A 9,189-nucleotide genomic window follows, 5' to 3' on the forward strand; every position below is an offset into this window, starting at 1 on the left:
AAACAGGAACTTATGTTTCTGTGTCTGTCACGCTAAGAGGCAGGACTGAGACAGAACTTTTCCCGGTGACAGATTACAACAATAAGCCAATTGCTAAACCGGATGCAAGTCAGATTAATAACTCGGTCAAGCGTTGTTTTGTTAAAGCTTTAGCTCTCCATGGGTTAGGATTACACGTTTATCAAGGGGAAGATATTCCAGCTCCGCCAAAAATTGATACAAAAAAATTGAATATGCTTGAAGAAATAATTAATAACTTTAATGGAGAAATGGGCGAAGATATGGTACCTACATTAATCGAATTTGTTAACGAACAGACTGTTAAACGGAATCTAATTGCTGAGAAAGTAAATGCTCTTGAGGATTTAACTTATGAACAATGCGGATTGATGGAAAGAGCAATTGCTAAAAAGCGAAATGAATTAAACAAGAAGAAGTGATGTAAGTGTTTAATTCAATAATCGATTCCTATTCAGCAGTTCTTAGAAAGTTCAAAGGAAAATACATTGCCGCAACAATTAACGAAGAAGTAAACATCGAACGTTTAAGAACAATGTACGAAGGCTATGAAGGTGATCGGATCATTGAAGTGCGTTTTATCGATCCACGTCGCTTCACAGCCCAGCAAAGAAATTTCATCTATGCGCTCATAGGGGATATATTCATCGATACAGGCACGCCAACAGATTTCTGGAAGGAATTCTTCTACTTTCGCTTTGAAGGTGTCACAGGGCGAAAAATAAGCCTCAAGGACGAATCGGATACAACTGTAAGTGACGTAAACATCCTAGCAAATATCATCTTAGATTTCATCTTTGAACATCATATTCCATTCAAAGAAGGTTATGAGATTTTACCAGCGAATCAAGAATACTATTTCTACAAATGTATTACCAAAAGAGTTTGTTGTATCTGTGGAAGAACAGGAGCTGATATTGATCACTTCGATAAAGCGTTGGGCAGACGTAAACGTAAGAAAATTGATCATTCAGAATACACTTACGCAGGACTTTGCAGAATCCATCACACGGAAAAGCATCAACTAGGCGTGACTAATTTTAAAAATAAGTACCAAATCAAAGGGATTAAGTTAAACGAAGAAACAATTAAGAAACTTGGCATAGGAGGATAAAAAACATTGGCTGATAACAAGCGATACTACTATTTAAAACTAAAAGAGAATTTTTTTGATAGTGACGAAATGATTCTTCTTGAAAGTATGCCAGATGGCTATATATATTCAAATATTCTCCTCAAACTCTATTTACGAAGTCTGAAGCATGAAGGCAAGTTAATGTTTAATGACAGAATTCCATTTAATTCTACTATGCTCGCAACTATCACAAGGCATTCTGTAGGAGTTGTAGAAAAAGCGGTTCAAATTTTCTGTGATTTGCAACTTATTGATGTATTAGATAACGGAGCAATCTACATGTCAGATATTCAAAGTTTTATTGGGAAGTCCTCAACAGAAGCTGATAGAAAAAGAGATTATAGAAAGAAAATAGAAGAAGCAAAAAAGAATTTAATAACAGGAGGACAAATGTCGGACAAATGTCCGGACAAAACTACACCAGAGTTAGAGTTAGAGAAAGAGTTAGATATAGAGAAAGAGTTAGAGAAAGACAAAGACAAACAAGATGCTCCTGAATTAAAACAGTATTCGATTCAAATATATTCGTATATTGAAAAAAATGGGTTTGGTAGTCCTTATGGGAATACTATGGGGGATAATATCAATTTTTGGTTAAAAGACTTGGAAGAAGCAGGCCTAACCATTGAGCAAGCAGATGCTTGGATGATCCATGGTGTAAATACAGCAATTGAAAATAATAATCGTCGATGGAATTATCTAGAAGGAATCCTTAAGAATCGTTTTAATAAACGACTATTTAGTAAATCTGCCATTGAGGGAGAAGAAGAAATGCGAAAAAGTCAGCAAGTAAAATCTATAAGTCGGAATTATCAAAAAAATGTCCGTCGTGAGAAATTACCAGAATGGGCAAATAAATCGCAAGAAGAAAAAGAACTTGATCCACAACAGAAAGCAGAAATTGATGCACGTTTCGAAGCTTATTTGGCACAGAAAGCCCAAGAGGAGAAGGAAAATGACTGTTAACCAACTTATTGCACAACTTGAAATGATGCGTGTCGAAGAGTTAAGACGAAGTTTAGCTTATGACGATGAGTGGCTCAATGCGTTCCATACGGGACGTGAGAGCGCACTAGCACACGTACTAAAAATAATATCGGAGGCTCAGGAAGAATGTTAGATATGCGAATAGAGGACTATCGGATCGCAACTACAAGCGATTGCAAAAATATCGTTCTCTCACGTGTCGTATGTGATGAGTCTGGAAAGATCCAATATACCGAAAATGCTAAAGGCGAGCAGGAAGAATCGACTTCCTTTATTGGTTACTATCAAACACTGACTATGTGTTTAAGAGCCATACAGCGTGACTACGTGCTGAGAGAAGGTCACGTGATAAAAAGTATTATCGAGTATAAAAAGGCGCTTGAGCGTATCACTAGACAGTTTGAAGAGGTATGCACAATCGAAGGAGGATCGAATGAGTTTATCTAAACAAGAAAAACGTTTATATCGAAAAAAGATGATGCAGATAATGAGAGGTCGATCCGTTGAGGATCTAACAGACGAAGAGCTTAAGAAGGTTCAGGTGATACGAGGCTTCATTGATTATGACACGATGGACGACTCACACCCTCTGCAAAAGATGAATTTTGAAACATTCACCTATGAAGATTATAAGAGGCTACGAAAAACTGGTTACACTGTCAAAGCCATTAAAGAAGCACTTGGCGTTGGTGGTTCGGTTTGGGCCAAGTGGCGTGAACAAAATATTCCAGATAAAGAAAAAAATCAGTATATAAAAAGAAATCAAAAAAGGAAAAGAATCGCCGTATATCACGATGGAAAAATCTTAGTTCAGGGATTATGTGAAGATATCGGTCGGGAGCTAGGATTGAAGCCAAGCACGATATATACGTATGCAAAAAGGGAAACGACAGACGTTAAGAAACGAACATTCAAATACTTGGAGGAAGAAAAATGAAAAAACTAATAATGTTAATTGTGACTATAGGTATGGTTTTTAGCTTATCAGCATGTCGTCAAGCTACGAAAGTGTCTCATAATGTAAGCCAAGAAGCAGATAACTTCAATGTAATTCGCCGTGTCGCTGTTATGAACACATTATCTAACACAGTAGAATTTGAGGTTATTGGAAGAATTTCGGTAAATACTAGTAACTCTGAAAAACTTGAGATACTAGTCGAAACGGAAGAAGGAGTTTATAAAAAGCATTTAATCAATATGACTCAGTTCAACATGTACGTGATAGAAGATCTTGTAGGCGCTGAAGTGAACCAATACAAATACGAAGTCAACTATATGCCTGAGAGCATTGTGCCTTTCACCATTACAGAAAATAAGTAGGAGGGACAGCAAATGATACCAAAGTTTCGAGCGTGGGATAAAGAAACACAAGTATTAATAAATGTTTTAGTTATCGATTGGCTTAATGAATTGGTGGATTTAGAAGGTGGACGAATTGACCGCCAATTTGATGAAGTTGAACTCATGCAATCCACAGGGCTGAAAGGATATATGGATGATTCATTCAATGATGACGGAGAGAAAGAAGTTTTTAAAGGCGATGTAATTGATATCTTTTGGGAGGAATATGTAGCAGGATTCTACCAAGAAAATCATTTGATGGGAGTTGTTGATTTAGATGAAACTGGAACAGCTTGGATAATTAACAAGGCTAAATATGATTATCACAATCCGCAGACAATACCAAACGAAATAGATGGAATGTCAATCTCAAGAAGTTTACCAACCGAAGATGATTTAGAAGAGGTATTCTTGCACGCATTCAATTTAACAGCTGATGATATAACTATTTTAGGCAATATATACGAGAATCCAGAGTTATTGGGGGACAGCAAATGAAACGAATATCGATCAGTAAAGCCATTCGTCGATTAAGAAGTTATCTATACGCATGCGCTACTGACGAAGAGCGAAAAGGCATAGAGAAAGCTATTACTATTTTGGAAAATATGGAGGAAGACAGCAGATGATACTGAAGTTTCGGGCATGGGATAAGAAAAACAAGACAATGCATGAAGTTGAATTAATAGATTTTAGCGATAATATAGGCTATTTATCCATAGAAAACGGTAGAGGTGATTGGTACAGCTTTGAAGTCGATACCATACTCATGCAATCTACAGGACTGAAAGACAAGAACGGTGTAGACGTTTATCAAGGCGATATTATCAAATGCACTAGTGGTTGTCCTCATGAAGTCATTTGGTTAGAGGAGTATGGTGGGACGTTTATCGGTGGTATGCCAGCATGGTATCTTTCAGGTCTAAATAATGGCTATTCTTGGACGGGGGAAGAAGAGGTAATTGGAAATGTATACGAGAATAGCAATATATTGGAGGATGGCGTATGAGCAAAAAAGTAGTAGCGGCTTTTAGATGTGTAGAAAAAAATGACGAGTGGAAAATCGAAAAATGGACAGAGGCAAATGATACAGAAGATATTATCTGTGCGGGAATGATCATTGAATATCTTGCTAATAAATATGAAGTGACGCCAGAAGAAATGGCGGAAACTTTATTGAAAAACATTAGCTCATCTCCAATGGAATTTGAAGATAAAGTGAGGAATAGCGATGAGTAAACAAGAGTTGATTGATAAATATATTGCAGAAATAACTAAATTAAGTGCATATCGTCCTAGAATAGGTCCAAGCATAGAACAAATTCAGTTTAGTCTCTATAGAGAATTTATTAATGACTTAAAAAAGCTAAACGAACCGCAGAAGCCAGTGGTGCCGAAGTTCGTGTCGGAGTGGTTTGAAGATAATAAAGATGTACTGGATTTAGCTATTTTTATGGCAATCAGAGAATTAGACGATGAAGAATGGCAACACAAGACAGATTTTGAGAATTGGTTAGATGTTGTTAAAAATAAGCCAATCGAAACCCTCATCCGCATGAAAGACGGCTACGAGGTCAAGAAAGAGCCGATGTATTATGTTTATTTTCCAGAGATAACTGTATCACCAGGTATTGAAGAAGCTTATCTAATGAAGACTCGTAATGGAGTTGAATTAGCCGATAATAATGACTTCGACGATATGAAGTTCACTGAATCAGAAATAAAAGTAATCGATGAAAGATACTGGGCGTTTGCTGTGCCAGTGGAAGAGGTGTCAGAGAATCATGGAATGTAGAAAGAGACCAGCAATTGTAGAAGCAGTGCAGTTCAACTCTAGTTATTCGAAAAATTGGAAAGAGTGTCATGATTTCATCGGTGGTTTTAGTGGCGAACGTAATTTTATTGATGAAACTTGGCGTGAAAAAAATAGAAGCGAAAGAATACCTTGTGTTTCCACAGACGATGGAATAAAACAACTTACTAATAAAGATTACATTGTAAAAGATGAGTTTGGGCACTTTCATATATATAAACCAGATGTATTTGAAAAAATGTATGAGGTGGTAGAAGGATGAGTGAATTAACTAAAGAATTAGAACAAGATAAAGCTTTTATAGAAAAAGTCGCAAACAGAATCTATTCAGATACGGATGATATAGAAAGCGTTATGTCAGAGCCTGAATGGATTTGCAAAATGACTGATATAGCTGATAAATATATTACACGTTTTGAGGCATCTTATAATTTTGCTAATAATCTTGCGGACGAACTATTAGCTTCTAATATCTAACTCAACGACAACCAGAAAGTCGTATTGGAATGGTTGAAACTAACTGCACCAACAGGAAAGCCAATGCAAGTTGTATTTTGGATGATGAACAATGCAGCATGGGGTCATCTTGATGAATTACGGGATCCTTTGCTGGAGTTAACAGACGATCAGCAATTCGAAGTCCTAGCAGTATTCGCTCAATGGGGATTGGAACAGGGGGAGAATCCCAATGGAATCAATTGAATTTTTAAAAGGATTACAGCAGAAGTATAAGCGTGGATGGTATAGAAAAGGAAACACTCATAGATTTTTATTTGCAATAGATCCTAGAGGAATGTTGCTCTATCAAACGAAAACCGCAGTTAAAAAGAACTCTAATCAAATTACAGGAGTTCATCCAGATTTTGATAAGTGGTTTAAAAAAGCTGAATATGTTGGATTGGAACTGGAGGAAGCGTGATGGAAAAAGATAAAAGTTTAATCATATGGAATAAAGACGGATCAACAATGAAGTTTGAAAAGGCAACAAATTTTCAGTGGACTTGGCAAAATGACACAATTACTTTTGAGTATTTTGGAGTAAGTACACAAGTAAAACGAAATGCAGTATTTTTCATTAAAAATATTGCTGGCTATGCGTTAGAACAGGAGTCAAGTGATGAAAAAACGGCAAAAAAATAAACAATTTAAAAAGCAATTAATCAAAAATGGTTATCCAAATAAAAAAGTGGAACTTTATTGTTCAGAATGCGGAAACAGCTTAAGTTTTAAAAATGAATATCATAAAAGATACATGGCATGTAACAAATTCTGCTATGCGCATGGTGTGGGCTTGGATGGGGCGATTTTCTATGATGAGGAGGAATTATGATGGCAACTAAAAAAACATATACAGTTGAAATTACATGTGATGTTTGTAAAAAGAAAGAAACTATCCATGAAGGTGATCCACAAGGCATTCTTCCTGTAAAGAGCGCTGTTAGAGAAATAGGGTTTTTAAATGAGCGAGGACACCTCACTAAAGCGGAAGAACAATCGTTGTTATTTGAATCTTTAGATTTATGTCCTGAATGCCGAGAGAAATCTCACGCAATGATAATTGCTAGAATTGCTCAACCATATACTACTATTGCTAGATATTCGTTTTTAAGCAATAAAGAGCTGGAGGAAGCAGAATGAACGTAAATGAAGCTTTAGAGTTATTAGAAGATATGCCATCAGAAGCAATGTTATATTTTTGGGTAATTTCAAATGGTAAAAAGTGTTTAATGACTCCATCGAAATTCAAATTAAATCCCGATGGAGATAGAGTTGGAATTGAAAGCGAGATAGTTATTGCAATGGATGCGGAGAAGCCGTAATGAAACTAAAAGACGAATTTTACACTGATACTTATGGAATTGGTGGCTTGATAATGGATCTACCAACTAAAAATACTATTAAGCAAGAGGAATCAGAATTTAAAGTCGGCGATATGGTTCGTTGTACAGCAGAAGAGTTCATTTATCCAATTAGAGGGTATGTAGAACGTGTGTACAATCATTCAGCAGTTATTCGTATTGAGAATACGATGGAGTGTGACAAAGAACTAGCAAAGAGCAAATCGAATGTTGCAGTGGCTCGATTAGTGGATATGGAAGTTATAAAAGCTTAGTTTTGCTCTTTAAACTACCTTACAAATATGAGTATTTTTCCACAACTGGAAGGAGAAGGAACAATGGCAAACCCTTTGGAGAATATAGATGCTAAACAAACAAGAAAAAATGCAAGGGCAGTATTGAACAACTATAGAAATTTAGAACGTTTAGTCGGACCAGTGAAAGTGGACTTTTCCGTGATGATGATTACTAAGAAGTTTAAACCTATAAATGACAGTCAAAATGAAGAAATTATTGAAGCAGTAAGCATTCGAAATTCGGTTATTGATGCGTTAGTGCGATTAAGTAAAATTCATTTTCAAGTTCTTTATTATAGCTTTTGTTTTTCTAATAAGATGACCATGTATCAAATTGGGGAAAAGTTAGGATATTCTGACAGAACTGTTGAGAGAATGAAATCCGTAGCTTTGATCGAATTCGCTGAGGCATATAAATCGGGTGAACTTATTTCACGTACAAAATAAAAAAGCCGGATTCCTCCGACTTTAATTAATAATTCTGACACAATTATTATATCATAAATGGAGGAATCAATGGATGGTACTTTTCGATGTAAAGAAGTATGAGACACCAGAGGCAAAAGATGTGGATATGGATCGCACAAAACATAATGTTGGTGTTTTTCTTTCAGCATATCTGTCAGCTAGATGTAGGATAGGTCAACCTCGGGAGCCTAAAGTAACAGCATCTTACTCCTTGGTTCCACCTTCTACAGCAAATAATACATTTGAAGCAGAACGAATGATGATTGAGAGAGAGGAAGCGCAAGAAGAATTTGAGTACTTGCACAAATTATTTGTTCGTGGCTATTCAGCGATTCAGCATCCGCATAAACCTGATGTAACAGAGAGGCGGAAAAAGATATTCTATGATCGCTATATCAATGGTATGTCGATTTATGTAACTGCCCAAAGAAATAATACGAGCGAAGAATCTGTAAAAGCAGAATCAAACAAAATCATCATTCAATTTGCTTCTTCACTAGAACTGGTTGCTTTTAAGTAGCCAGTTTTTACACTTTTACTACCCATTTACTACCCAAATGCTTTCCTTTTTATACCTTTTTTATACCAATCAACTACCTAGAAAATGATTTATTATGATAGTGTCGAAAGATTAGGAAACAGGACATCGACAAAAACAATTTGAAGGGAGGAAATCTCCCTCATCGTTGTAATTAAGCTTCGATAGACAGCAACAAATAAACTAAAGGATGTGGGGTTCAGCTCCTACAGATAGTTCATATGTTGCTGTCTATTCTTATTATGTCGCTGTGGCGGAATAGGTAGACGCAATAAAGGGTGAATTAGAGTAATCCATGCAAGGTGCAAATCCTTGCAAGCGACTTTGAGATTGAGCAGTAGTGGAGGCAATCTGACCTATATACCATTCTATAGCTACTGCAAGAGGAATGGGCAATCTCATAATTAGGGTTTACGGTGATCCCAAGCTACTAGTTAGCAAAATCGTAAAGAGTTATAACTGCATCTCATTGCTGAGGTGTAGTTTTTACATATGAGATCACTCATTGAGTGGTCTTTTTGTTTTATATAAGGAGGTAAAGCTTATGTTAGCGTCAGTTGATTTGGTACTCAACGGAATCGTGTATTGTAAAAAAGGCATGGTAGTTCAGCTCAAAAATAAGACAGGGAAATATTCCACACTAAGTCGAACCTATCAAGATGGAGAGAAACAAAAAACAATTGAATTCAAAGTAAGTAATGAATTAATGCCTCTGTACTTTGAGTAAGCGGACTTTTTATTCTGGAGGGAAATCA

At 36.2% G+C, this 9,189-nt stretch carries 24 protein-coding genes; all 24 read left to right on the top strand.

Annotation, left to right across the window (positions count from 1 at the left end; translation table 11 throughout):
- On the top strand, positions 1-440 hold a 440-nt coding region (locus tag P3R27_RS13740), incomplete at its 5' end, for a Sak single strand annealing protein (protein WP_301357472.1).
- A 5-nt stretch (positions 441-445) separates the two neighbouring features.
- On the top strand, positions 446-1,132 hold the full coding sequence (locus tag P3R27_RS13745; RefSeq protein WP_301357470.1) for a putative HNHc nuclease: 687 nt from the start codon (positions 446-448) through the stop codon (positions 1,130-1,132).
- A 6-nt stretch (positions 1,133-1,138) separates the two neighbouring features.
- On the top strand, positions 1,139-2,119 hold the full coding sequence (locus P3R27_RS13750) for a phage replisome organizer N-terminal domain-containing protein (RefSeq protein WP_301357468.1): 981 nt from the start codon (positions 1,139-1,141) through the stop codon (positions 2,117-2,119).
- On the top strand, positions 2,109-2,273 hold the full coding sequence (locus tag P3R27_RS13755) for a hypothetical protein (RefSeq protein ID WP_301357467.1): 165 nt from the start codon (positions 2,109-2,111) through the stop codon (positions 2,271-2,273). Before P3R27_RS13750 ends, P3R27_RS13755 begins: the two co-directional genes overlap by 11 nt.
- Positions 2,267-2,587: a hypothetical protein gene (locus tag P3R27_RS13760; protein WP_301357466.1), complete on the top strand. Its 321-nt coding sequence runs from the start codon at positions 2,267-2,269 to the stop codon at positions 2,585-2,587. Before P3R27_RS13755 ends, P3R27_RS13760 begins: the two co-directional genes overlap by 7 nt.
- Complete coding sequence (locus P3R27_RS13765) at positions 2,574-3,077, top strand: hypothetical protein (RefSeq protein ID WP_185953858.1); 504 nt, start codon at positions 2,574-2,576, stop codon at positions 3,075-3,077. Before P3R27_RS13760 ends, P3R27_RS13765 begins: the two co-directional genes overlap by 14 nt.
- The gene (locus tag P3R27_RS13770) at positions 3,074-3,460 is read left to right on the top strand and encodes a beta-sandwich lipoprotein (RefSeq protein ID WP_301357463.1); all 387 of its coding nucleotides are present in this window, start codon (positions 3,074-3,076) and stop codon (positions 3,458-3,460) included. The genes P3R27_RS13765 and P3R27_RS13770 overlap by 4 nt, the downstream gene beginning before the upstream one ends.
- Positions 3,461-3,472: 12 nt before the next feature.
- Positions 3,473-3,979 (top strand): YopX family protein, encoded by a 507-nt coding sequence (locus tag P3R27_RS13775; protein ID WP_301357461.1) that lies wholly within the window; start codon positions 3,473-3,475, stop codon positions 3,977-3,979.
- Positions 3,976-4,110, top strand: a complete 135-nt coding sequence (locus tag P3R27_RS13780; RefSeq protein WP_301357458.1) for a hypothetical protein — start codon at positions 3,976-3,978, stop codon at positions 4,108-4,110. Before P3R27_RS13775 ends, P3R27_RS13780 begins: the two co-directional genes overlap by 4 nt.
- Positions 4,107-4,490, top strand: coding sequence for a YopX family protein (locus P3R27_RS13785; protein WP_301357457.1), 384 nt, complete (start codon positions 4,107-4,109; stop codon positions 4,488-4,490). The genes P3R27_RS13780 and P3R27_RS13785 overlap by 4 nt, the downstream gene beginning before the upstream one ends.
- Positions 4,487-4,720, top strand: a complete 234-nt coding sequence (locus P3R27_RS13790; RefSeq protein ID WP_074799450.1) for a hypothetical protein — start codon at positions 4,487-4,489, stop codon at positions 4,718-4,720. The genes P3R27_RS13785 and P3R27_RS13790 overlap by 4 nt, the downstream gene beginning before the upstream one ends.
- Positions 4,713-5,276, top strand: coding sequence for a DUF1642 domain-containing protein (locus P3R27_RS13795; protein WP_301357455.1), 564 nt, complete (start codon positions 4,713-4,715; stop codon positions 5,274-5,276). Before P3R27_RS13790 ends, P3R27_RS13795 begins: the two co-directional genes overlap by 8 nt.
- Positions 5,266-5,556, top strand: a complete 291-nt coding sequence (locus P3R27_RS13800) for a hypothetical protein (RefSeq protein WP_034687956.1) — start codon at positions 5,266-5,268, stop codon at positions 5,554-5,556. Before P3R27_RS13795 ends, P3R27_RS13800 begins: the two co-directional genes overlap by 11 nt.
- Complete coding sequence (locus P3R27_RS13805) at positions 5,553-5,771, top strand: hypothetical protein (RefSeq protein WP_301399101.1); 219 nt, start codon at positions 5,553-5,555, stop codon at positions 5,769-5,771. The genes P3R27_RS13800 and P3R27_RS13805 overlap by 4 nt, the downstream gene beginning before the upstream one ends.
- A 24-nt stretch (positions 5,772-5,795) precedes the next feature.
- Positions 5,796-5,996 (top strand): hypothetical protein, encoded by a 201-nt coding sequence (locus P3R27_RS13810; protein ID WP_301357542.1) that lies wholly within the window; start codon positions 5,796-5,798, stop codon positions 5,994-5,996.
- A complete protein-coding gene (locus tag P3R27_RS13815) occupies positions 5,983-6,213 on the top strand; it encodes a hypothetical protein (protein WP_301357543.1) in 231 nt (76 codons plus the stop codon). Before P3R27_RS13810 ends, P3R27_RS13815 begins: the two co-directional genes overlap by 14 nt.
- The gene (locus P3R27_RS13820) at positions 6,213-6,434 is read left to right on the top strand and encodes a hypothetical protein (RefSeq protein ID WP_301357544.1); all 222 of its coding nucleotides are present in this window, start codon (positions 6,213-6,215) and stop codon (positions 6,432-6,434) included. The genes P3R27_RS13815 and P3R27_RS13820 overlap by 1 nt, the downstream gene beginning before the upstream one ends.
- The gene (locus tag P3R27_RS13825) at positions 6,412-6,624 is read left to right on the top strand and encodes a hypothetical protein (protein ID WP_301357546.1); all 213 of its coding nucleotides are present in this window, start codon (positions 6,412-6,414) and stop codon (positions 6,622-6,624) included. The genes P3R27_RS13820 and P3R27_RS13825 overlap by 23 nt, the downstream gene beginning before the upstream one ends.
- Entirely contained in the window at positions 6,624-6,932 is a 309-nt protein-coding gene (locus P3R27_RS13830) for a hypothetical protein (RefSeq protein ID WP_301357547.1), read from the top strand. The genes P3R27_RS13825 and P3R27_RS13830 overlap by 1 nt, the downstream gene beginning before the upstream one ends.
- Positions 6,929-7,114, top strand: coding sequence for a hypothetical protein (locus tag P3R27_RS13835; protein WP_301357548.1), 186 nt, complete (start codon positions 6,929-6,931; stop codon positions 7,112-7,114). Before P3R27_RS13830 ends, P3R27_RS13835 begins: the two co-directional genes overlap by 4 nt.
- Positions 7,114-7,407 (top strand): hypothetical protein, encoded by a 294-nt coding sequence (locus P3R27_RS13840; RefSeq protein WP_301357549.1) that lies wholly within the window; start codon positions 7,114-7,116, stop codon positions 7,405-7,407. Before P3R27_RS13835 ends, P3R27_RS13840 begins: the two co-directional genes overlap by 1 nt.
- Positions 7,408-7,470: 63 nt before the next feature.
- Positions 7,471-7,875: an ArpU family phage packaging/lysis transcriptional regulator gene (locus P3R27_RS13845; RefSeq protein ID WP_301359724.1), complete on the top strand. Its 405-nt coding sequence runs from the start codon at positions 7,471-7,473 to the stop codon at positions 7,873-7,875.
- Between the two features lie 73 nt (positions 7,876-7,948).
- Positions 7,949-8,416 carry an ArpU family phage packaging/lysis transcriptional regulator gene (locus tag P3R27_RS13850; RefSeq protein WP_100546396.1) on the top strand — a complete coding sequence of 156 codons (468 nt, stop codon included), beginning with the start codon at positions 7,949-7,951 and terminating at the stop codon, positions 8,414-8,416.
- A gap of 562 nt (positions 8,417-8,978) precedes the next feature.
- Entirely contained in the window at positions 8,979-9,161 is a 183-nt protein-coding gene (locus P3R27_RS13855; RefSeq protein WP_104871632.1) for a hypothetical protein, read from the top strand.
- The last annotated feature ends 28 nt before the right edge of the window (positions 9,162-9,189 follow it).

The sequence above is a fragment of the Enterococcus spodopteracolus genome, from assembly GCF_030441955.1.
GTDB lineage: Bacteria > Bacillota > Bacilli > Lactobacillales > Enterococcaceae > Enterococcus_B > Enterococcus_B spodopteracolus.

Coding starts and splice junctions, on each gene's coding strand:
- P3R27_RS13755 (WP_301357467.1), top strand. CDS start 2,109: ATGACTGTTAACCAACTTATTGCACAACTTGAAATGATGCGTGTCGAA.
- P3R27_RS13760 (WP_301357466.1), top strand. CDS start 2,267: ATGTTAGATATGCGAATAGAGGACTATCGGATCGCAACTACAAGCGAT.
- P3R27_RS13765 (WP_185953858.1), top strand. CDS start 2,574: ATGAGTTTATCTAAACAAGAAAAACGTTTATATCGAAAAAAGATGATG.
- P3R27_RS13770 (WP_301357463.1), top strand. CDS start 3,074: ATGAAAAAACTAATAATGTTAATTGTGACTATAGGTATGGTTTTTAGC.
- P3R27_RS13775 (WP_301357461.1), top strand. CDS start 3,473: ATGATACCAAAGTTTCGAGCGTGGGATAAAGAAACACAAGTATTAATA.
- P3R27_RS13780 (WP_301357458.1), top strand. CDS start 3,976: ATGAAACGAATATCGATCAGTAAAGCCATTCGTCGATTAAGAAGTTAT.
- P3R27_RS13785 (WP_301357457.1), top strand. CDS start 4,107: ATGATACTGAAGTTTCGGGCATGGGATAAGAAAAACAAGACAATGCAT.
- P3R27_RS13790 (WP_074799450.1), top strand. CDS start 4,487: ATGAGCAAAAAAGTAGTAGCGGCTTTTAGATGTGTAGAAAAAAATGAC.
- P3R27_RS13795 (WP_301357455.1), top strand. CDS start 4,713: ATGAGTAAACAAGAGTTGATTGATAAATATATTGCAGAAATAACTAAA.
- P3R27_RS13800 (WP_034687956.1), top strand. CDS start 5,266: ATGGAATGTAGAAAGAGACCAGCAATTGTAGAAGCAGTGCAGTTCAAC.
- P3R27_RS13805 (WP_301399101.1), top strand. CDS start 5,553: ATGAGTGAATTAACTAAAGAATTAGAACAAGATAAAGCTTTTATAGAA.
- P3R27_RS13815 (WP_301357543.1), top strand. CDS start 5,983: ATGGAATCAATTGAATTTTTAAAAGGATTACAGCAGAAGTATAAGCGT.
- P3R27_RS13820 (WP_301357544.1), top strand. CDS start 6,213: ATGGAAAAAGATAAAAGTTTAATCATATGGAATAAAGACGGATCAACA.
- P3R27_RS13825 (WP_301357546.1), top strand. CDS start 6,412: ATGAAAAAACGGCAAAAAAATAAACAATTTAAAAAGCAATTAATCAAA.
- P3R27_RS13830 (WP_301357547.1), top strand. CDS start 6,624: ATGGCAACTAAAAAAACATATACAGTTGAAATTACATGTGATGTTTGT.
- P3R27_RS13835 (WP_301357548.1), top strand. CDS start 6,929: ATGAACGTAAATGAAGCTTTAGAGTTATTAGAAGATATGCCATCAGAA.
- P3R27_RS13840 (WP_301357549.1), top strand. CDS start 7,114: ATGAAACTAAAAGACGAATTTTACACTGATACTTATGGAATTGGTGGC.
- P3R27_RS13845 (WP_301359724.1), top strand. CDS start 7,471: ATGGCAAACCCTTTGGAGAATATAGATGCTAAACAAACAAGAAAAAAT.
- P3R27_RS13850 (WP_100546396.1), top strand. CDS start 7,949: ATGGTACTTTTCGATGTAAAGAAGTATGAGACACCAGAGGCAAAAGAT.
- P3R27_RS13855 (WP_104871632.1), top strand. CDS start 8,979: ATGTTAGCGTCAGTTGATTTGGTACTCAACGGAATCGTGTATTGTAAA.